General features: G+C 37.6%; 15 protein-coding genes. 5 read left to right on the top strand and 10 right to left on the bottom strand.

Going from position 1 to position 23165, the window contains the following annotated elements; all coding sequences use genetic code 11:
- Nucleotides 1–216: 216 nt before the first annotated feature.
- Complete coding sequence (gene dnaE / locus CER18_RS03675; RefSeq protein WP_100128747.1) at nucleotides 217–3708, top strand: DNA polymerase III subunit alpha; 3492 nt, start codon at nucleotides 217–219, stop codon at nucleotides 3706–3708.
- 170 nt (nucleotides 3709–3878) lie between these two features.
- On the opposite strand, the gene CER18_RS03670 is transcribed toward dnaE, so the two are convergent.
- Entirely contained in the window at nucleotides 3879–5114 is a 1236-nt protein-coding gene (locus CER18_RS03670; protein ID WP_180299378.1) for an FAD-binding protein, read from the bottom strand.
- Nucleotides 5115–5181: 67 nt separating this feature from the next.
- Nucleotides 5182–5421 (bottom strand): zinc-finger domain-containing protein, encoded by a 240-nt coding sequence (locus tag CER18_RS03665; protein ID WP_100128745.1) that lies wholly within the window; start codon nucleotides 5419–5421, stop codon nucleotides 5182–5184.
- 325 nt (nucleotides 5422–5746) lie between these two features.
- On the opposite strand from CER18_RS03665, the gene CER18_RS03660 reads away from it, so the two are divergent.
- Together CER18_RS03660 and ppx are read left to right on the top strand one after the other, a co-directional pair.
- The gene (locus CER18_RS03660; protein ID WP_100128744.1) at nucleotides 5747–7927 is read left to right on the top strand and encodes an RNA degradosome polyphosphate kinase; all 2181 of its coding nucleotides are present in this window, start codon (nucleotides 5747–5749) and stop codon (nucleotides 7925–7927) included.
- A 6-nt stretch (nucleotides 7928–7933) separates the two neighbouring features.
- The gene (gene ppx / locus CER18_RS03655; RefSeq protein ID WP_100128743.1) at nucleotides 7934–9451 is read left to right on the top strand and encodes an exopolyphosphatase; all 1518 of its coding nucleotides are present in this window, start codon (nucleotides 7934–7936) and stop codon (nucleotides 9449–9451) included.
- 296 nt (nucleotides 9452–9747) lie between these two features.
- Here ppx and rnd read toward each other — a convergent pair whose 3' ends face one another.
- Nucleotides 9748–10902: a ribonuclease D gene (gene rnd / locus CER18_RS03650; protein ID WP_100128742.1), complete on the bottom strand. Its 1155-nt coding sequence runs from the start codon at nucleotides 10900–10902 to the stop codon at nucleotides 9748–9750.
- A gap of 133 nt (nucleotides 10903–11035) precedes the next feature.
- Here rnd and aspS point away from each other — a divergent pair, with 133 nt between their 5' ends.
- Nucleotides 11036–12835, top strand: a complete 1800-nt coding sequence (gene aspS / locus CER18_RS03645; protein ID WP_100128741.1) for an aspartate--tRNA ligase — start codon at nucleotides 11036–11038, stop codon at nucleotides 12833–12835.
- A gap of 1046 nt (nucleotides 12836–13881) precedes the next feature.
- Nucleotides 13882–16131 (top strand): DNA topoisomerase IV subunit A, encoded by a 2250-nt coding sequence (gene parC / locus CER18_RS03640; RefSeq protein WP_100128740.1) that lies wholly within the window; start codon nucleotides 13882–13884, stop codon nucleotides 16129–16131.
- Between the two features lie 531 nt (nucleotides 16132–16662).
- Here the strand turns inward: parC and CER18_RS03635 are convergent.
- The 7 genes from CER18_RS03635 to purC all read right to left on the bottom strand — a co-directional run bounded on the left by CER18_RS03635 (nucleotide 16663) and on the right by purC (nucleotide 23001).
- A complete protein-coding gene (locus CER18_RS03635) occupies nucleotides 16663–17919 on the bottom strand; it encodes a multidrug effflux MFS transporter (RefSeq protein ID WP_100128739.1) in 1257 nt (418 codons plus the stop codon).
- Between the two features lie 72 nt (nucleotides 17920–17991).
- Nucleotides 17992–18324, bottom strand: coding sequence for a Grx4 family monothiol glutaredoxin (gene grxD, locus CER18_RS03630; RefSeq protein WP_100128738.1), 333 nt, complete (start codon nucleotides 18322–18324; stop codon nucleotides 17992–17994).
- Nucleotides 18325–18421: 97 nt separating this feature from the next.
- The gene (locus CER18_RS03625) at nucleotides 18422–18655 is read right to left on the bottom strand and encodes a BolA/IbaG family iron-sulfur metabolism protein (protein ID WP_100128737.1); all 234 of its coding nucleotides are present in this window, start codon (nucleotides 18653–18655) and stop codon (nucleotides 18422–18424) included.
- 61 nt (nucleotides 18656–18716) lie between these two features.
- The gene (gene purL, locus CER18_RS03620) at nucleotides 18717–20927 is read right to left on the bottom strand and encodes a phosphoribosylformylglycinamidine synthase subunit PurL (protein WP_100128736.1); all 2211 of its coding nucleotides are present in this window, start codon (nucleotides 20925–20927) and stop codon (nucleotides 18717–18719) included.
- Between the two features lie 291 nt (nucleotides 20928–21218).
- Nucleotides 21219–21890 carry a phosphoribosylformylglycinamidine synthase subunit PurQ gene (gene purQ / locus CER18_RS03615; protein ID WP_100128735.1) on the bottom strand — a complete coding sequence of 224 codons (672 nt, stop codon included), beginning with the start codon at nucleotides 21888–21890 and terminating at the stop codon, nucleotides 21219–21221.
- Nucleotides 21891–21901: 11 nt separating this feature from the next.
- Nucleotides 21902–22141, bottom strand: a complete 240-nt coding sequence (purS, locus tag CER18_RS03610) for a phosphoribosylformylglycinamidine synthase subunit PurS (RefSeq protein ID WP_100128734.1) — start codon at nucleotides 22139–22141, stop codon at nucleotides 21902–21904.
- A 95-nt stretch (nucleotides 22142–22236) separates the two neighbouring features.
- Nucleotides 22237–23001 (bottom strand): phosphoribosylaminoimidazolesuccinocarboxamide synthase, encoded by a 765-nt coding sequence (gene purC, locus CER18_RS03605; protein ID WP_100128733.1) that lies wholly within the window; start codon nucleotides 22999–23001, stop codon nucleotides 22237–22239.
- Nucleotides 23002–23165 lie beyond the last annotated feature (164 nt).

Below are 23165 nucleotides of genomic sequence, written 5' to 3'. Positions count from 1 at the left end.
AGAATGCTAAAATTAAAGTGCTCATATGAGGTATATTTTCTTCCTTTTATTTTAGGCGTTTATTTGCTGTGAATAGAGGCATTTTCTTGATAGAACTCTCTTATAAAGATCAATAATATTGATCATGTGGGATGATAAATTTATAGCTTTAAAGTTATGCTAGCCTGAAATTTTTTTAACGGGTGCTGTTTGGCATTTAGTTTTTAGTAGGAAATTGTGAGAGTGGTTAAAAAAAATAAACTACAAGAGTATAAAAATTCTTTTCCTCGCTTTATTCATTTGAGAGTGCATTCAGCTTATTCTTTGCTCGAAGGAGCTTTAAAAATTCCCCAAATTATTCAACAGGCGATTTCAGATCAGGCACCAGCGGTTGCTATTACCGATACCAATAATTTATTTGGGGCTTTGGAATTTTCGCAGTATTGTCTTTCTCATGGGGTTCAACCTATTATTGGTTGTCAGCTTGCTGTTGATTTTTGTGATGAAAATGATCATTCACGTTTGCTTAAAGGACGTCATGCTTCTGATTTTTGCTCTATTGTTTTGTTTGCTGCTAGTAAAACCGGTTATGCCCATTTGGTTCGTCTTGTGAGCCGTGCTTATCTTGATAAATGTGATACTGATCCTCCTCATATTAAAGCTGATTGGTTGTCAGAGTACAGTGAAGGTATCATTGCTTTAACGGGGGGCAAGGGAGGGCCTATTAATTATTCTTTGGCAGAAGAAAAAAAAGAACGCGCTGTTGAACGTTTAATTTATTTGAAAAAAACTTTTGCTGATCGTCTTTATGTGGAATTACAACGGCATGGTTCTTATGATCGAGGAATAGAAGCAGACCTTATTGAATTGGCTTATGCGCATGAAATTCCTCTTGTTGCAACGAATGAAGCCTTTTTTCTGAAGAAAGAAGGGTATGAAGCGCATGATGCGTTAATGGCTGTTTCAGAAGGACAAATTGTCTCTAATCCAGATCGAAAAAGGGTGACGCCAGATCATTATTTGAAGTCACAAGATGAAATGGTTGCACTGTTTTCTGATCTTCCAGAAGCTTTAGAAAATAGTGTTGAAATTGCATTGCGTTGTCATATTGCCACGCCTCTTCGAAAACCGATATTGCCTCGTTTTATAGAACAATCTACTCATTCAGAAAACACTTTAGAAGCAGAAGATAGTGAATTGTTAAATCAAGCTAAAGCTGGTTTGAAGATGCGGCTTGAAACAATTGGATTGGCTGAAGGGTATTCGATTGCAGATTATGAGCAGCGGCTTGATTATGAGGTTTCAGTTATTACGCGTATGCAATTTTCTGGATATTTCCTTATCGTTTCAGACTTTATAAAGTGGGCAAAATTTCATGATATTCCCGTTGGTCCAGGACGGGGTTCTGGTGCAGGTTCACTTGTTGCTTATGCATTGACGATTACCGATGTTGATCCATTGCGTTTTTCTCTTCTCTTTGAACGTTTTCTCAATCCAGATCGTGTTTCGATGCCAGATTTTGATATTGACTTTTGTCAAGAGCGGCGTGAAGAAGTTATTCAATATGTTCAAAAAAAATATGGACGTGATCAAGTTGCTCAAATTATTACCTTTGGTAAGTTACAGGCACGTGCAGTTTTGCGTGATGTGGGACGTGTTTTAGAAGTTCCTTATCGTCAGGTGGATTATCTTACAAAATTAATTCCTGCTACACCAGGAAGTCAGGTAGAATTGGCTGATGCTATTAAGGATGAGCCTAAATTTGAAGAGGAAAAGAAAAAAGATCCCGTCGTGGGACGTACATTAGATATAGCACTTCAGTTGGAGGGACTTTATCGTCACGCTTCAACGCATGCTGCTGGGATTGTTATTGGAGATCGTCCGCTTTGGGAGCTTGTCCCGATGTATCGTGATCCTCGTTCTGATATGCCGGTTACACAATTTAACATGAAATATGTTGAACAAGCAGGATTGGTAAAATTTGACTTTCTTGGATTAAAAACGCTGACTGTTTTGAAAATGGCTGTTGATTTTGTGGCCAGAAAGAAGATCAAAATAGATTTGTCAAATATTCCTCTGAATGATGAAATAACCTACGCTATGATGGCACGTGGTGAAACGGTTGGTGTATTTCAGGTGGAAAGTTCTGGTATGCGCAAGGCGCTGATTGGAATGAAGCCAGACCGTATTGAAGATATTATTGCGCTGGTTGCGCTTTACCGTCCTGGTCCTATGGAGAATATTCCAACCTATAATGCACGCAAACACGGAGAAGAGGAAATAGCTTCTATTCATCCTAAAATAGATCATCTGATTAAAGAAACACAAGGTGTTATTGTTTATCAAGAACAGGTGATGCAGATTGCTCAGGTGTTGGCTGGTTATTCGCTTGGAGAAGCTGATTTATTACGTCGTGCTATGGGGAAAAAAATTCATGCCGAAATGCAAAAACAGCGTACACGTTTTGTCAATGGAGCTGTTGCTGGTGGTGTTGATAAAGAGCAAGCTGATATTATCTTTGATCTTTTAGCAAAATTTGCTGATTACGGATTTAATAAATCGCATGCTGCTGCTTATGCGATTGTTTCTTATCAAACAGCTTATATGAAAGCCAATTATCCCGTTGAGTTTTTAGCTGCTTCAATGACGCATGATATGACGAATACGGATAAGCTCAATGATTTTCGGCGTGAGGCATTAAGGATGGGTATTGAAGTTATTGCACCTTCTATACAAACATCTCATCGTGTTTTTGAGGTTGGGGATCACTGTATCTATTATTCTCTTGCTGCCATTAAAGGGGTGGGAGAAACGGTTGTCGATCATATTGTTGCTTGTCGTGGGAATAAGATTTTTAAGGATCTGGAAGATTTTTGTGCACGTGTTGATCCTCGTATTGTCAATAAGCGTGCGATGGAAAGTTTAGTTTGTGCTGGCGCTTTTGATTGTTTTAATATTGCACGTGAAGTTTTATTAGCCAATCTTGGAACGCTTCATGCACGGGCACTTCGTATTTTTGATGACAATTCTAGTGGGCAGGTTGATATATTTGGAATGGCAGGCGGATTAAAAGAACCATTGATTTTATCCCAAGCGACTCCTTGGTTGCTGGCTGAAAAACTTTATCGAGAATTTCAAGCAATAGGCTTTTACTTTTCTGCGCATCCATTGGATGAGTATCAAGCTATTCTTGCCAAAAAACGTGTTCAGGCTTGGAGTCATTTTGCCAATGCCGTTAAAGGGGGGGCAACGGCTGCACGGCTTGCTGGAACCGTTGTGGCAAAAAATGTGCGCAAAACAAAATCTGGTAAAAAAATGGGAATTATTCATTTTTCTGATACAAGTGGACAATATGAGGCCGTTCTCTTTTCTGAAGCACTTTCGGATTATGAAGAGATGCTAGAACCTGGAAAATCTTTTATTATTACGGTGAGTGCAGAAAATCGCTCTGAAGGGGTTAGTTTGCGAATTGAGACAATTCAGTCTTTGGAAAAGGAAGCGTTACAACAGCATAAAATGATGCGTCTTTTTATCAAAACAGTTGATATGCTTCCACAAATTGAACAAAATTTAAATCTTGGGGGGCATGGAGAGGTTGGGCTTATTTTGATTCAGGAAGAGGGATTACGAGAAGTCGAAATTGCACTTCCAAAACGATATAAGGTTAATTCACAAGTCGCAAATGCTATGAAATTAATTCAAGGTGTTGTCGATGTCGAATTGAGTTAAAACAAGATTTAAAGTAAGGGCTATTGGGGAAACTTTTGGAAAAGTTAAAAGTTGAGTTTTGAAAACCAAGTAGGTGATTTAGAAATCTTTTGCTTTTATTTGAGTAAACTGTGATGAACTTTTGTCAAAAAATCTCTTTCTTTGGTAATATTCAAAGTACTGGAAGAGTTTTATAAGTTTTTATCACGATTTTTTATGGAATTCATCGCATTATACATATAAAGCCAATGGAGACTTGACATAATGCTCTCTGGTGTACGAATTTTCATCATGAGATTACGGGCTATTGCTATGGGTCCGGTTGCATGATAGACTAATCTGTTGAAATTTCCGCGTTTTTTTACTGCTTCAATACGGGGGATGCGTGTTGTTTCGTAAAGCGAAAGTGCTTTCGTTAATGGAAGATCTTTCAATGAAAGTGCTTCTGCTAATGTGGCAGAGTCTTCGATTGCCATAGCAGCACCTTGTGCTGCAAAAGGTAAGGCTGCATGCGCACAATCGCCAACAAATACTTGTCTGTCTAAGCCTAAAAAACGATTTTGTTTCATGTGAAAGAGTGGCCAATATCTCCATTCATCAATATGATCAAAGAGTTGTAAGATTTTTGAATTCCAACCTTTAAAAAGAGATTTGAGTTTTTCTTTATCTCCTTTATGGGCCCATCCTTCTTTTGGTTTTTCTCCATTTGTGATGGCAACAAAATTAAACATTTTTTCTGACGATTGAATGGGATAGACAACAAGATGATTGTTTGGTCCCATCCAAGCTGTGATTGTCTTCATATTGTGCAACGAAGAACAAAAGTTTTGAGGAAGATTATCAAATGTTGTTGTTGTACGCCAAGCAATAAAGCCACTAAAATTTGCTTTTTCATGAAAAGGAGATTGTTGCCGTAATGTTGACCAAACACCATCACATCCGATCAGGAGGGGCGTTGAATAAAGCCGTTTTGTTGTTGTATCTGTTTTTATTGTTGTTATTTTAATGTTGGTTGCAGAGTGGGTAGAAGATACTATCGTTTCGCCTGCTTTGTATTGAATCAGGGGATTTGCAATCACTGCATTATATAAAATTTTTTGTAAAGCCGCACGATGAATTGTCATATAAGGGGCTTTCCAATATTTTTCTGTTAGATTGATAAGAGGAACATGTAGACGTGTTTTTAAAGATATCCCATCTTTTAGCTCAAGAAAATGTGGGATTGTTGCGATTTCAGTGAGTTTGTTAAGAAGGTTCCAGTGTGCGAGAATAGATGTTGCATTTGGAGTCAGTTGAATACCAGCTCCTACCGTTTCAAGTTGCTTATATTTTTCGATAAGGGTGCTTGCAATGCCTTTATGAGCGAGCGCTAAAGCGGTACTTAAACCAGCAATTCCTCCTCCAACGATGATGGGTGATTGCTCCATAAATGATTTCATATTAAATAAACATAATTAAAAGAGTGGTAGAAAGTCCGAGAACGCATTATAGTGGCTATTTTGGATGATATAAACATCCTGTGGGGTTTGTTTGATCGTACGAGAGTGAGGGAACATAACGATAAAGAGTTGAGCAATAAGGGCAGATTTTCTCATCGGCTGCTCCCATGTCGATAAAGATATGAGGATGATCGAATGGTTGTGTAGCGCCTACGCACATAAATTCTTTCACACCAATTTCGATTGTTTTATATCCAAGATCATTTTGAAAATGGGGAATATTATGATCAGCCATGGTGTATAAACTCCAGAATAAATTATCTCATCAGCTGTGATGAGGCTCTTCTATTTTATAAGTGTGAGTTTGTAATAATGCTTATAATAATGCAAGATGCTTTTTAAGACAAAATACTCTTCTTTTATGCTATACGGAATAATCGTCATGTTTTTAGCACTTTGCAGATGAAATTTGTTTCTAAGTATTTTTAAATATTCAATGAAAACATGATAATAAAAATTGGACACTGATGTATTATGAGTATGGTAACATATTAGAGAATATTATGTGAGGTGTTTCTTCAAGGATTTTAGCAAGTATAAAAGAAGATTAATGAGAAGATATGGAACAGAGGGTGGCAGATAAAATTTCTATATCGGATATAATGATGAAAAATCCGGCACGATTTATTAATCGAGAGTTTTCATGGCTACAATTTAATAATCGTGTTTTGATGGAAGCGGCTAATTCAAAACATCCTTTATTAGAACGGCTACAATTTCTTTCGATTTCAGCAACAAATCTTGATGAGTTTTTTATGGTTCGTGTTGCGGGGCTTGCGGCTCAAATTCGTGCTCATGTTACAGCGTGCAGTGCAGATGGGTATACGCCACAGGAACAACTTGATATTGTGCTCGCTGAGGTTTCACAGTTGCAGACTCATCAATTACAGGAATTGAATGTTTTACGTGATGAATTAAGAAAGAATGATATTGAAATTATTTGTTCTGATGATCTTTCAGAGATTGAAAAATCATGGCTTGAAAAATATTTTCTTGATAAAATGTTTTCTGTTCTAAAACCTTTGCCTGTTGATCCTACGCATCCTTTTCCCTTTATTCCTAATTTAGGGCTTTCTTTAGCACTTCAATTGTCTGAAGGGACAGACCAACATGCACGTACCGTGTTATTGCCTATTTCAACGCTTTTGAGGCGTTTTATTCTTCTTCCTCAGGAGGGCAAACATTTTCGTTTTATTGCATCTGAAGATGTTATTTATCTTTTTATCAAATATCTATTTCCTCACTATGAGGTTAATGGAATGGGTACATTTAGAGTGATTCGGGATAGCGATATTGAAGTAGAAGAAGAAGCTAAGGATCTTGTTCATTTTTTTGAAAAAGCTCTTAAAAGACGGCGGCGTGGGCAGGTTATTCGCGTTGAATTTAACGCAAAAATGCCAGAGAATTTACGCCAATTTATAACGAAGTGTCTTGCTGTTCCTGATAATTGTATTAATGTTCTTGATGGATTTTTAGCGCTTAATATGATCTCAGAGATTGTTTCTATTTCTCGTGATGATCTCAAATTTATTCCTTATATTCCTCGTATTCCAGAATCTATTCGTAAACATAATGGGGATTGTTTTGCAGCTATTCGTAAAAATGATCTCGTGATTCATCACCCCTATGAGACATTTGATGTTGTTGTCCAATTTTTACGTCAAGCTGCTTTTGATCCTGATGTTGTGGAAATCAAACAAACACTTTATCGTACATCAAATGATAGTCCAATTGTTAGCGCTTTGATTGAAGCTGCTAAACAGGGGAAGTCTGTGACTGCTTTGGTAGAACTTAAAGCACGTTTTGATGAGGAAGCAAATATTCGTTGGGCAAGGGATCTTGAATGTGCTGGGGTTCAAGTTATTTTTGGTTTTATTAGCTTAAAAACACATGCCAAGATGTCTCTGGTTGTGAGACGTGAAGGAAAACGTCTTTGTTCTTATGTGCATCTTGGAACAGGAAATTATCATCCCGTTAACGCTAAAACTTATACGGATCTTTCTTTTTTTTCCATGAATGATGATATTGCTCATGATGTTTTGTTATTGTTCAATTATATTGCACAATATGAGCGTCCGCATGAAACAATGAAGATTGCTTTTTCGCCCTTAACATTGCGTGGTCGTATTTTAGAGCATATTGAGGGAGAAATTGCTCATGCACAACGAGGAAAGCCTGCTGCTATTTGGATAAAAGTGAATGCATTGGTTGATTCTGAGATCATTGATGCTTTATATCGTGCTAGTCAAGCAGGGGTACAGATTGATTTGGTTGTGCGGGGGATATGTTGTTTACGTCCTGGTATTCCAGGAATTTCGGATAATATTCGTGTAAAATCAATTGTTGGGCGTTTTCTTGAACATAGTCGTATTTTTTGTTTTGGGAATGGTCAAGATTTGCCTAATGAAAATGCTCTTGTTTACTTAGGTTCTGCTGATATGATGCCTCGTAATCTAGACTACCGTATTGAAATATTGGTTCCAGTTTTTAATAAAATGGTGCGACAGAAGATTCTTTTACAAATTATGGTTGCTAATCTCATTGATAATCAACAAAGCTTTGATATACTCAAGGATGGAACATCAAAACGTATCACACCGCAGATAGGTGAAAGCCCGTTTAATGCGCAGGAGTATTTTATGGCCAATACAAGTTTTGCGGGGGAGAATGAGTTTTTTGAATCTTCTATTTCACGCTTGGTTGCTTTGCATCGGCAACAAGCTGAAATGTATAAAGACTGAAATCCAATGACATATAAAGATGCTCAAGGTCGGCTAAAAGGGCGTAAGCCTGTTGCTGTTATTGACATTGGATCAAATTCTGTTCGGTTGGTTATTTATGAGGGGCTTGTTCGCTCACCAACGGTTTTGTTTAATGAAAAGATTCTTTGTGGTCTTGGTCATGGTGTGGCAAAAACGGGGTTTTTAGAAGAAGAATCGATAAAAATGGCGTTGCAAACGCTCAAACGGTTTCGTACGCTTTGTCGACAGATTGGAGCAGATGAGGTTTATACTTTAGCAACGGCGGCGGCACGAGATGCAAAAAATGGTGTAGCGTTTATTCAAAGTGCTGAAGAGATTTTACAAAATAAAATATATCTTCTTTCAGGAAGTGAAGAAGCTATGTATTCAGCCTATGGGGTTATTTCTACTTTTTATCAACCAAAGGGTATTTCTGGAGATCTTGGGGGTGGAAGTCTCGAATTGATTGATATTGATCATTCTAATGTCGGTGAAGGGATAACGCTTCCATTAGGTGGTTTACGGCTGCAGTATATGTCCAATAATGATAATGCTATCGCGGCAAAAATTGTCCATGAGCAATTTTATCAATCTTCTGTTATACGTACGCGTAAAGATCGGGCACGTTATTTTTATGCTGTAGGGGGGACGTGGCGTAATTTGGCAAAACTTCATATGGCAACGAAACACTATCGGCTCCCTGTTATGCATGGCTATGAAGTTGAATCCACTGAAATGGAGAACTTTTTACGTCTTGTAGCAAGCGGCAATATTGATAATATGAAAGGGATTTCAGCGATTTCGCAGAATCGTCGGAAACTTTTATCGTATGGGGCAATTGTCCTTATTGAACTCATTCAGTGTATGGAGTTTGAGAAGATAATTTTTTCTGGTGCTGGCGTTCGTGAAGGTTTTCTTTATTCACGCTTGCCTCAGGCAATTCGACTTTCAGACCCTCTCATTGCGGCGTGCACAGAAATGGCTATTTTACGGGCACGTTCACCAAAACAAGCAGAAGAACTTATTGATTTCACGACGAATGCCTTTGAGGTTTTTGGAATTTCAGAAACTGAAAATGAATGCCGTTATCGTCAAGCGGCTTGTCTTCTTGCGGATATTGGTTGGCGTATACATCCAGATTATCGAGGCAATGAAGCAGCTAATCAGATAGCATTAGGATCTTACCCAGGAATTTCTCATGAGGGGCGTCTTTATGCAGCGCTTGCTGTTTTCTTTCGCAATACAAGTCTACTGGTTGATAAAGAATCTCTTCCCATTTTTCAATTAGCAACGCAAAGTATCATTGAAAAAGCACGTATTCTTGGTGAAATAATGCGTATTGCTCATTTGTTTAGCGCTTCTGTTGCAGGAATTTTACCTCATTTATTTTGGCATAAAAAAGCAGATCATATTGTTTTGCAGATCCCAAAAAATTATTCTGGATTATTGGGAGAACGTCCTCTTGGACGATTAAAGAAGTTATCAAAATTAATAAAACAACCTCTTGCTTTTGAAATTTTTTGATTTTTTCTTCTCATTTATTCGTGTTTCACCTTTTAAAAGGCTAGGTATTTTAGTTTCTATGCTCGTTCATTTTTAAGTATTGGATTGCAATTTTGATAAGGACTTTTTATATGATAGAATAGTATAGGATATTATCTTTTCATACTTTTTTATTAGGCTTAAGCTCCTATTTTTGTAATGAAACGCGCTTTTATTATAAAAATTTTTCTCTTTTAATTTTCCACTCATTTTGACATAAAATAAAACTTTCTTTAGAAGACCTTATGGAAATCTTAGGAATGTAGAGGAAATGTAAATTAAAGCTGTTTTGTGCTTATCTTTCCATCGTTAAAGTAAAACCCTATCTGTCCCTTTAGCAGTTGTTCCGCTTTTTTACCAAATATTTCGTAGCGCCAGCCATTCATAGCGGGGATATTCTTCTTTATTCCTCCATTGGCGATTTTTTCTAAATCATTAGATGTTGCAATAATTTTAGGGGCAATACTGTTTTCATTTGCAACAAGTTTTAATAATACTTTGAGTAGATCGACAGCAGCGGCTGTTGTATCGTTGATTGGATTATGTTTAGGAATAGGGGGTAAAGTAGAAAGATCAACTTCTAAGCCTTCGTGGACAGCTTTGATTAATGATGAAGCAATTGAGCGTTTATCCCAATTCTTATTAAGACTGCGCAACCGTTTTAATGTAGATTCATCTTTTGGTTGTTGGGTTGCTATTTCTATAAGACATTCATCTTTCATGATATGGCGACGTGGCATATTGTATTTTCGTGCTTCACGTTCACGCCAAGCTGCTATCTTTTGTAGTACGGCAAGTTCACGCGGTTTTTTAACTTTTCCTTTTACTTTTTTCCATGCTTCATCTTCTGGCATATCATAGGTTTTTGGATTTAAGAGGATTGTGATTTCATCATCCATCCAGTGAGTTCGTTGATTTTTTTCTAACCTTTTTTTCAAGAGGAGGTAAACATCTCTTAAGTAAGTTACATCGGCAAGGGCATAGAGCAGTTGTTTTTCAGACAGGGGGCGACAACTCCAATCTGTAAAGCGAGAGGATTTATCAAGATGATGCCCCGTGCAGCGTTGTACAATTTGATCATAGGAGATCGAATCGCCAAATCCGCAAATTGATCCTGCTATTTGTGTGTCGAAGAGAGGAGAAGGAATAACGCCTCCAAGATAATAAATCGTTTCAATATCTTGACGGGCAGAGTGAAAAACTTTGACAATTTTTTTATCGATCATAAGATCAAAAAATGGTTGTAAATCAATATCTGGTGCTATGGGATCAATCAGAACTGTAATGTCTGGTGATGCGAGCTGGATTAAACACAGTTGAGGCCAAAAAGTTGTTTCGCGGATAAACTCAGTATCGACTGTTACAAAATCAGAGGTACTTAGAGCGTTCAGTGCAATTTCAAGATCTGTTGTTTGTGTAATAAGATTCATCATACTATTCTAATTCGATACATTAAATTTGTCTTTTATTGACTTTTATTTTAGCGTTTTTATTCTCATATCTTGACAAATGGTCCTTAAAAAGCGTTTGTAGCGCATGTGAATATTATAATCAAAGGCAAAAAACATGCACCGTTATCGCAGTCATCATTGTGCGGCTCTTCGTAAATGTGATGTAGGAACAAAAGTTCGTCTTTCGGGATGGGTTCATCGTGTTCGTGATCATGGAGGAATTCTTTTTGTAGACTTGCGTGATCATTTTGGAATCACACAAATTGTTGCAGATCCTGCTTCACCGGCTTTTAAAGTTATTGAAAAAGTACGTTCTGAATGGGTTGTTCGTGTGGATGGAGAGGTCTGTGCACGTTCTGATGAGGTTATTAATGCAACGCTTCCAACAGGTGAAATTGAAATTTTTGCACAAGAGGTAGAAATTCTTTCAAAGTCTGAAGAGCTTCCTTTACCGGTTTTTGGTGAGCCTGATTACCCAGAAGATATTCGGTTAAAATATCGTTTTCTTGATTTGCGTCGGGAGACTATGCACAAAAATATCATGCGTCGAACTGAAATTATTGCGGCTATGAGACGGGCTATGCAAAATAATGGTTTTACGGAATTTACAACGCCGCTTTTGACGGCCTCATCGCCGGAAGGTGCACGTGATTTTTTAGTTCCAAGTCGTGTCCATCAGGGAAAATTTTATGCACTACCACAAGCGCCACAGCAATATAAACAGTTGTTGATGATGTCAGGTTTTGATCGTTATTTTCAAATTGCACCATGTTTTAGAGATGAAGATCCGCGAGCTGACCGTCTTCCTGGTGAATTTTATCAATTAGATGTTGAAATGAGTTTTGTTGAGCAGGAAGATGTTTTAGGAACTATGGAACCTATTATGCGCTCTATTTTTGAGGAATTTGCCGATGGAAAAACTGTGACACAAAATTTTCCTCGTATTTCTTATGATGAAGCAATGCAGAAATACGGTTCTGATAAACCTGACTTGCGTAATCCGATCATTATGGAAGATGTTTCTCAGCATTTTAATCATTCTGGTTTCAAAGTTTTTGCTCAAATTTTAGCGAATGATGAGAGTGCACAAGTGTGGGCTATTCCGGCTAAAACGGGTGGAAGTCGTGCTTTTTGTGATCGTATGAATGTATGGGCACAAGGTGAGGGACAACCGGGGCTTGGTTATATTTTTTGGCGCAAAGAAGAAGGAAAATTTGAAGGAGCAGGGCCTATTGCCAAAAATATTGGTGAGCAGCGAACTGAAGCGCTTCGTATACAACTTGGACTTGAAAGTGGTGATGCTTGTTTTTTTGTGGCTGGAGATCCAAAAAAATTCGCATCTTTTGCTGGGGCAGCTCGTACACGGGTAGGAGAAGAATTAGACCTTGTCGATAAAGAGCGTTTCTCCTTAGCATGGATTGTTGATTTTCCATTTTTTGAATGGAATGAAGATGAGAAAAAGATTGATTTTGCACATAATCCTTTTTCCATGCCTCAGGGGGGAGAAAATGCTCTTGAATGTCAAGATCCTCTTACGCTTAAAGCTTTTCAATATGATCTTGTTTGTAATGGTTATGAGATTGCATCCGGTGGAATTCGTAATCACTTACCAGAAATGATGCTTAAAGTTTTTGAACTTGTAGGGCTTTCTAAGGAAGTTGTGAAAGATCGTTTTGGTGGTCTTTATCGTGCATTCCATTATGGGGCTCCACCCCATGGTGGTATGGCTGCGGGAATTGACCGCATCATTATGCTGTTGCAAGGTGTTAAAAATTTACGTGAAGTTGCTTTATTTCCGATGAATCAACAGGCTCTTGATCTTTTAATGAGTGCTCCGTCTGATGTTTCTTCTACACAATTACGCGATTTAGGAATCCGCATGGCTCCTACGCACAAAAATAATTCATCAAGTTGATTTATGGATTGTTTTCATCTTGCTTCGTAATGTGAAGTTTTGATGTTTCTCAAGAACATATGTATTGCTTATGGATTTAGAGAAGTAAAAAATGCTATTGTGTTAATCCTTCAAGCGGCCTTATTTCTAAAGGAATATCTCTTAATGTAGTTGATCTTGTTTTATGATGACTTGCTCGTGGAGGATACAATTGCTTCATGAGTGGTATAAAAGGCACATTGTACAACACAGTCTATATTGAATAAAGGAGAATCTGTCATTATACTTTCTAGGTTTTCGTTTTGCTGACAGTTTGTGTATGCAAATGGTTCCAGTATTTCTATTCCTTGCTTGCATAATCACTCTTTCCTTTGTGATAAAAGCAGCGAAATGAGCGTAGTTCATTTATCATGAACTATATAAGCTTTGAATATCTTTTAAAGTTTTTCATAGAAAAACTGGATAGCGTTGTTATTACAATTTATCTTTGTAATAAAGATGATGTTTGAAAGATGCTTTTATTATTGCCAAAAGGATGAAATAGCTCTTTGTGAGCTGTTAAATTATATCGTCGGGTTTGCAAAGTTTTCAATAAGGTTTTTGTTTAGAATAATCTGTATTCAAAATATATTTTCAGGGAAACTGTTATTTTGGGAAAGGCTATAAAAATCGTTTTGAAAAGTTGTGTCATGATTTTATTTTGCCTAGATGCATTAGCTAATAATAGCATTGTTTTTTAGATTTTTATTTATTTAAACATGCTTTTCGCTTTCCTTAACAATGAAAATATTTTCTATTTTTTTGGTTTATTTTGTTTTTTACCCCTTAAAGAGGATATTGAAAGAATTTTTCGGTAATCTATTAAATATTCTCATATATTGTTTAGGACAAGGAGAAAGAACATGTATAAATTTTTCAAATTGATATAATTTTCTGTTCATGTTCTAATTACACCGTTTATTTTTATATCGTTGACTTTTAATAAAAAAGTTTACTCATAAAAATTTTCATTAAATAAATCCTACATAATAATTTTTTATTATTGTAGGAATTTTTATTCTAATATTATGTCTGATAAAATGAATTTACCTTTTGATAAAGAACATATTGAGCCAATAGAGTTACGTTCTGCTTTACAGGAACGCTATTTGGCTTATGCACTTTCTACGATTATGCATCGTGCATTGCCTGATGTGCGTGATGGATTGAAACCTGTCCATCGGCGGATTGTTCATGCGATGCGTCTTCTCAAATTAAATCCTGGACAGTCTTATGCAAAATGTGCGCGGATTGTCGGTGATGTTATGGGAAAATTTCATCCTCATGGGGATGCATCTATTTATGATGCTTTGGTGCGTTTGGCTCAAAGCTTTGCGGTTCGCTATCCATTGGTCGATGGACAAGGTAATTTTGGTAATATTGATGGTGATAATGCTGCAGCTATGCGTTATACGGAAGCACGCATGACTGAAGTGGCTGCGTTGTTGCTTGAAGGCATTAATGAAAATGCTATTGATTTTCGTTTGACCTATAATGAAGAAGATGAAGAGCCTGTTGTTCTACCAGGTGCTTTCCCTAATCTTTTAGCCAATGGTTCCTCAGGGATTGCTGTTGGTATGGCAACATCTATTCCTCCCCACAATGTTGCTGAGCTCTGTGATGCGGCACTACATTTGATTGCACACCCTGATACGCGTGATGAGGATTTAAATCAATTTGTGTTGGGGCCTGATTTTCCAACCGGTGGCATTTTGGTTGAGCCTAAAAAGAGTATTGAGGAATCTTATCGTATAGGGCGGGGTTTTTTTCGATTGCGTTCACGTTGGCATCAGGAAATAGGTAGCCGCGGTTCTTATGTGATTGTTGTGACTGAAATTCCTTACCAAGTTCAAAAGTCACGTCTTATTGAAAAAACTGCAGAATTGTTGCTTGCGCGGCGCTTACCAATGCTTGAGGATATTCAAGATGAATCAGCAGAAGATATCCGCATCGTGCTTGTTCCTAAAAATCGCTCGGTTGACCCTGAACTTCTTATGGAATCCCTTTTTAAATTGACTGATTTTGAAGTAAGATTTCCTCTTAATCTGAATGTTCTATCGTTGGGGAAAATACCCAATGTTCTCTCGTTGCGCGAAAGTATGCAGCAATGGCTTGAACATCGTAAAGAAGTGCTTATTCGGCGCTCTCATTATCGGCTTGATCAAATTGATAGCCGTTTAGAAATTCTTCATGGCTATCTTATTGCCTATTTGAATCTCGATGAGGTCATTCAAATTATTCGTGAAGAGGATGAACCGAAAAAGAGGCTGATTAATCGTTTTGAATTAACAGAAAATCAAGCTGAAGCTATTCTTAATATGCGCTTGCGTTCTTTACGGAAGCTTGAAGAATTTGAAATTCGTAAGGAATTTGAAACCCTTAAAGCTGAAAAAGAAAAACTACAGAATTTGTTAGATTCTCCTATAAAACAATGGAAAATAATTTCAGAAGAGATTAAAAAAGTTCGCAATACTTTTGGTCCTGAAACGCTCTTAGGGAAAAGGCGCACGACGTTCGAAGAAGCACCAAGGCGTGATCTTGACGATATTCAACAAGCGATGATCGAAAAAGAACCGGTTACTGTTGTTATTTCTGAAAAGGGGTGGATGCGTGCTTTGAAGGGGCATTTAAGCGATTACAAAGCGCTTTCTTTTAAAGAAGGAGACAGTTTAAAGTTAGCATTTCCAGCATTTACGACCGACAAGATTGTGCTGATAAGTACTGGTGGAAAGTTTTTCACTATTGGTGCCAATAGTTTGCCTGGAGGAAGGGGACATGGTGAACCCATTCGTCTTTTAGTTGATATGGATGATGAGCATGATGTTCTTACAGCTTTTGTGCATCATGCAGAAGAAAAATTACTTTTGGTTTCATCTTACGGAAATGGCTTTATCGTTCCTGCTGCAGAGGTGATTGCCAATACACGAAAAGGAAAGCAAGTGATGAATGTGAAATCTCCTGATAAGGTAAAGCTTTGTGTTCCTGTCAATGGTGATTATGTTGCCGTGGTTGGTGAAAACCGTAAAATGCTTATTTTTTCTATTGAACAAATACCAGAAATGAATCGTGGTAAAGGGGTTCGTTTACAACGTTACAAAGAAGGGGGTATTGTTGATGCCAAGACTTTTAATTTATCAGAAGGTTTAAGTTGGCAAGATACAGCTGAACGAATCTTTAACCGTCAAGCTGATGATCTCATTGAATGGATGGGAATACGTGCGGGTGTTGGGCGTTTGGTTCCAAAAGGATTCCCAAAGTCAGGTAAATTTACCAATTAAATAACGGAGCGTTTTTATTCTAAGTCTATAAAAGCATAAAGAAAATTTCTTATGTGTTTTTATTCTATAATAACATATTGATAATTCAATATCATTTCATATTAAATGAGAGGTTCTAATATCTACATAGGTTTTCTTATTTTAATGTTGTTCATGTTGAGACAATCAAAATGATCTGTTTTGCATATCAGAAGTGGGTTGGTGTTGTAGATAGAAACTTACAAAGAAAAGAATTAAAAATATCTTTTATGAGCTATTTTAAGTGCCAAGAGCTGTTGTAATATTGAGAACAGAATAAATATAATAGCTTTTACGCTTCATAAGTGTGGGGATGATAGAACACTTTATTATTTTACCATTAATTATTCATGAGTGCTGTCGTGAAATGATTTGGTGCTTTGAGAGATGTATCTTTAAAATGAATATGTGAATATTTAATTCAAAAGTGTCGTATTGAGAGGTATTCTATTTTGTGTGAGAGGCATATCTCTCTTCTTCAAGAGGGGGGGTATTATCTTTTCTTAAGCATTTTTATTCGTTAGGATTATGATGATATTGCCTAAAGAGATGACCACGTTCAGCCCATAAGACAAGAACAATGGCAATAAGACTTAGAAAGAAAAATCCTGCTGAGTTTGGGATAGTTGTTTCATCAAATTGTTGGGCAATAAAAAAGCTTAGTCCTGCACCGATAGATGTTTGAAGAAAGCCCGATACAGAAGAGGCTGTACCAGCGATTTCGCCCAGAGATTCGAGAGCGAGTGTATTGAAATTAGCCATAATGCCACCGCAGGTAAACATTAATATACAATATAACGCCATATAAAAGGGAAAAGGGATAACGCCATCTGCTAAGACAGATCCAATAAACCAAATACATGAAGTGGCACAAAAGAGCAAAAGCATAGCATGGGCAATCCGCCGCATTCCAAGACGTCCGACAAGTTGAGAATTCATAAATGATGAAAAAGCTTGAAATGCAGCACCGATGGCAAATGCTATCGGAAACCAAAAGCCTAAGTTATAAATTCCTTCATAGGTTTGTTGTGATGTATTAACAGCAATAAAAATGCAGCCTAAAATGATGGACGTTGCAAGTGTATAGCAAAGTGTTGTACGATTTGTCACAACAATCCATAAGTTGTGTTTGACTGAAGAAAAGGAAAGAGGGCGTTGTTCATGAAGTGTTTCAGGCAAACGGAATAGAATCCAAATCATTAGCCCGAAACCGATCATTGCCATGAAAATAAAAATAAATTGCCAATGTCCGAGTAGTAAAATGATCTGTCCTGTCGCGGGACCAACCATGGGTGCAACAAGAAAAACCATCATAACAATAGACATAACTTCTGCCATTTTTCGACCACAGTAGAGATCCCGTACGACAGAAACCGTAAGGACCCGCATAGATGCGCCTCCAATGCCTTGCAAAACACGCAAAATAAGCAGGAGAGAAAAATCCGTTACAAAGGCACAGCCAATCGCCGTAAATGAATAAAAAGCAAGCCCAATAAGCATAAGTTTGCGTCGCCCATATCGATCACTTATTGGACCAAAAAATATTTGAGCAATACCATAGCTAATAAGATAACTCGAAATGATATAATGTTGATCATTCTCGTTGAGAACATTTAAGCCTTCCAAAATATTAGGCATAGCCGGCAACATAATGTCTACAGCTATAGCGTTAATGGCCATGAGTGAAGCAATAAGAATAACAAATTCTTTATAGCCAATTTTTTTCTTAATCGCATCACTATGCGTCTGTTCATCAACTGAATATGACATATGGCATCCTTGAAATAAAAATTTCGTCTGAAAACAGCTCTTTTTAAAGAGTCTGAATAAAATGAAAGATACCTATGATCGATTACAAGGAATATTCTTTTCTTTCAAAAGTTCCTGTAACTCACTGTTTTGAAACATTTCTTTAACAATATCACACCCTCCAATAAATTCACCTTTGACATAAAGCTGTGGAATTGTTGGCCAATTTGAGTAATCTTTGATCCCTTGACGCAGTTCGTCAGAAGTTAAGATATTAATCCCTTTATAATTCAATCCCAAATAGTCGAGAATTTGAACGACTTGTCCTGAAAAACCACATTGCGGAGCATCAGGAGTTCCTTTCATGAATAAAATAACGTCGTTTGTTTTAATCTCGTTATCAATAAAATCATGAACAGTGGTCATTTTTATCCCTCGATATTTCAGATTTTTATAAGTGTGTAATTATGTTCGTACTAGTTTTAATCGTATTGAACGAATGAATGCAAGAAGAAAATTTAGACTATTTTGGGATACTTGTTTGCAACATTAAGGCATGAAGATCATTTCCCATATTGCCTTTAAGGGCATCATAAACCATTTTATGTTGCTGAACGCGGGTTTTCCCGCGAAAACTTTCAGAAATAACTTCTGCAGCATAATGTTCCCCATCTCCAGCAAGATCACGAATTCTTACAGTAGCATCGGGAATGCCTTCACGAATAAGCGTTTCAATTGTATGAGCACTCATTGCCATCACTATTCTCCTATGTTGTTCATCTTTTTGTAAGAGCTGTTTTACAAGAAAGAATAAATTTTTACGCTTCACCCATAAATTTTGGAAACCAGTTCTCATAGGCTTGTGTAAGACTTTCTACCGAAAGTTCGAATATCCCATCTATGTTAAGAGAATCTCCCTCAACTTGACCTAGCTCTGTTAAAGAAACGGCATGGGTTTGGGCATGCTCTTTAAGATTATTGAGAGCATCAGGTTTGACGGCTAAAAGATAACGTCCTTGGTCTTCTCCAAAAAGTTCTGCATGGTGGGGAGATTTATTGCTTAATTTGGCTTTGATTCCTTTACCTGCTTTAATGACCATTTCTGCAAGTGCAATTGCTAGTCCCCCATCAGAAATGTCATGAGCGGCATGAACAAAACCATTACGAATAACATCTCGGACAAATTGACCATGTTTTTTTTCAAGTTGCAAATCCACAGGGGGAGGGGCGCCTGCATCAATATTTAAAATGTCACGTGCATAGATTGATTGCCCTAAATGAGAACCGCAATCTCCCACTAAAACAATACGATCTCCATTTTGCATACCACTTATTGTTACCATTTTAGACCAATCACTCAGAAGGCCTACACCAGCAATTGTAGGGGTAGGCAAAATAGCTTCCCCATTTGTTTCGTTGTAAAGAGAAACATTGCCAGAAACGATAGGGAAGTCGAGGATTCTGCAAGCTTCTCCGATACCTTTTATCGCAGAAACCAGTTGTCCCATAATTTCAGGTTTTTCAGGGTTGCCAAAATTGAGATTATCTGTCGCAGCCAGTGGTATTGCGCCGGTTGTAGTAATATTTCTCCAGCATTCTGCAACAGCTTGTTTCCCTCCCTCATAAGGGTCAGCTTCACAATAGCGCGGTGTTACATCAGAAGAAAAAGCAAGAGCCCGTTTACTCTTATTGCTGATGCGGATAACACCTGCATCATTTCCTGGACAAACGAGGCTATTTCCTTGGATAAGTGTATCATATTGTTCATAAACCCAGCGCCGTGAACTTTGATCAGCCGAATTCAATAAAATCAGAAGTGCATCACCAAGATTCTTAACTTGTTTGAAGCCTTCTGCTTTTAGAAGTGTTTTTTTTGCAGGTTCGCTCCAAGGACGGTCATAAACAGGTGCTTCATCACCAAGTTCTTTGATGGGGAGATTGACAACTTCTTCTCCTTGATGAAATACACGGAAACGTAAATCATCGGTTGTTTTTCCAATAATGGAAAAATGAAGCCCCCACTTATGAAAAATTGCTGCTGCTTGCTTTTCTAACTCTGGTTTAAGGACCATGAGCATACGCTCTTGACTTTCAGAAAGCATCATTTCATAGGCTGTCATGTTTTCTTCACGAACGGGAACTTTATCGAGATTAAGCTGTATTCCTAGATTTCCTTTAGCACCCATTTCAACGGCAGAGGAGGTGAGACCTGCAGCCCCCATATCTTGAATAGCAACCACAGCTCCAAGTTCCATGAGCTCTAAACATGCTTCAAGAAGACATTTTTCTGTAAAAGGATCACCAACTTGAACGGTTGGGCGTTTTTCACTGATTGAATCATCAAATTCAGCAGAAGCCATTGTTGCGCCACCGACACCATCTCGCCCTGTTTTTGCACCAAGATAAACGACAGGAAGTCCTACGCCTTGTGCTTTAGAATAAAAAAGGGCGTCTGTTTTTGCAATACCGGCGACAAAAGCGTTAACGAGGATATTGCCATTATAACGCTTATCAAAATTGATTTCTCCACCAACCGTTGGAACACCAAAAGAATTGCTGTAACCCCCTATTCCAGAAACAACGCCAGCAACAAGATGGCGTGTTCGGGGGTGATCAGGAGCACCAAAACGCAGTGCATTCATCGCTGCAACAGGACGGGCACCCATTGTAAAGACATCACGCAAAATACCACCAACACCTGTTGCTGCTCCTTGATAAGGTTCAATATAAGAAGGATGGTTATGACTTTCCATTTTGAAAACAACACATTGCCCTTCACCAATATCGACAACGCCAGCATTTTCACCAGGCCCTTGAATGACACACTTTCCTTCTGTCGGAAGAGTTTTGAGCCATTTTTTAGAGGATTTATAGGAACAATGTTCGTTCCACATTGCAGAAAAAATTCCCAGTTCAGTAAATGTTGGTTCTCTTCCGATTAACGTTAAGATACGTTGATATTCATCCTCTTTTAGGCCGTGTTGTGCAATGAGCTCTGGTGTAATCGTGATGTTATTGCAAGGATTCATGAGTATTTATCCGTCAAATTAATCGAAATTTAGCATTTTAATTTTTAATCTAGCAGCTTAAATTATGGAAAACTTATGTGGTTTAATAATTAAAAAATATTCATAGTCCCTATAAGCTGAAGATTTTGTTGGTTTGGTGTATTTCAAGAGCAAAAATAATCTTAAATAATTATGTGTTTAGAGAATAATATCCATTGTTATTTGTATAGAATTTCCGTTTACAATTTTACAATGTGAGAAACAATATAGACCTTTGTTTTACAATTATAGAGGACAAGAATTTTTGCAGCATCATCCATTGGCTAATTCTAAAGCACTTTGAAAAAGCAAACGACCGTCAATCCCTCCGTGAGCGGGTTCAATAAGGTTTTCAGGATGGGGCATCATACCAAGAATATGACCAGCTTTATTAACAATACCAGCAATATCTTTTATTGAGCCGTTAGGGTTTGTATTTTCTGCGTAGCGAAAAACAATTTGTTCATTGTCTTCCATTTGTTTTAGGGTTTCACTATCTACAAAATAATTTCCATCGTGATGGGCAACAGGACAACGAATAATTTGCCCTTTAGAATAATATCGAGAAAATTTTGTCTTGGCATTAACGACTTCGAGTTTAACTTCACGACAAACAAATTTTAAGGAAGCATTACGCATTAACGTCCCAGGGAGCAAGCCAGCTTCCAACAAAATTTGAAATCCATTACAAATACCTATGATCGTAATGCCTTTTTGTGCTTTTTCACGAATAGCTCTTAAGACAGGGGTTCGCGCTCCAATAGCACCACATCTTAAGTAGTCGCCATAAGAAAAACCACCAGGAATAACAATAACATCTACATCTGGAATTGTTGTCTCTGTTTGCCAAATTTTAAGTGGCTCAACTCCTGTTATATGATGCAATGCTGCAACCATATCTCGGTCGCGGTTTAATCCAGGAAGTTGAATGATGGCAGTTTTCATGAGCTTTCCACTTAAAGAAGTTCGATAGTATAATTTTCAATGACAGTATTTGCGAGTAACTCTTCACACATCTTCTCAAGTTTTTTCTTTGCGTTTTCAGAAGGTTGGTCATCAAGAACGATATCAAAAACTTTTCCTTGACGAATGGAGTGAATACCTTCGAAAGCTAAACTTTTTAAAGCACCGACAATAGCTTCCCCTTGTGGATCAAGGACGCTTTCTCTTAAAGTAACTGTAATGCGTGCTTTCATTTTTTGCTTCCTGTTGTTAAAAGAACCTCTTCTTGAAGAGGTGTATTTATAGAAGGTGGTAATTATTTTATCTTGTGTTTACCTGACGCGTTTTTTTACTTTACCAAGACGGGACCACTTGGACGTACTGGTTCATTTTCATTCATAATACCAAGGCGTTTGGCAACCTCTTGATAGGCATTAATAAGCCCCCCCATATCACGACGAAAACGATCTTTATCCATTTTTTCTCGTGTCTGCATATCCCATAGTCGTGCAGAATCAGGTGAAATTTCATCAGCAAGAACAATGCGCATTGTTTCATCTTCCCAAAGGCGACCAAACTCCATTTTAAAATCAATTAATTGGATGTTGACACCAGCAAAAAGCCCAGAAAGAAAATCATTAATACGAATTGAAAGTTGCATGATATCTTCTACCTCTTGTGGGACAGCCCACCCAAAAGCAGTGATATGTTCTTCTGTTACCATGGGATCATCGAGGGAATCGTTTTTATAGTAGAACTCAATGATGGATTGTGGGAGTGGGGTTCCTTCTTCTAGTCCTAAACGCTTAGCAAGAGAGCCGGCAGCAACATTGCGAACAACAACTTCCAAAGGAATGATTTCCACCGCTTTAATAAGCTGTTCGCGCATGTTTATGCGTTTAATAAAATGTGTTGGGATGCCCAAACGTCCAAGATGGCCAAAGATATGTTCCGAAATTCGGTTATTTAAAACCCCTTTTCCGTCGATAATTTCATGTTTTTTAGCATTAAAGGCTGTGGCATCATCCTTAAAAAATTGAATATAGGTTCCTGGTTCAGGTCCTTCATATAAAATTTTGGCCTTGCCTTCATAAATACGGTGACGACGATTCATTACGATTCTCTATTTATTTTGAGAGCTTTTTAATAACATAGGTAAATGATACTATCCTAATTGATTGAAATTCTCAATGATATTGCTATGATACTTTTGTAATTTTTGCATGATACATCTACCCAAAGGTGAAGAGACAGAGGCGATGAGAAAAAGGATTACCT

The organism is Bartonella tribocorum (genome assembly GCF_002777915.1).
In the GTDB taxonomy this organism is placed as follows: domain Bacteria; phylum Pseudomonadota; class Alphaproteobacteria; order Rhizobiales; family Rhizobiaceae; genus Bartonella; species Bartonella tribocorum_A.
This window is presented reverse-complemented; position numbering and strand designations above follow the sequence as displayed.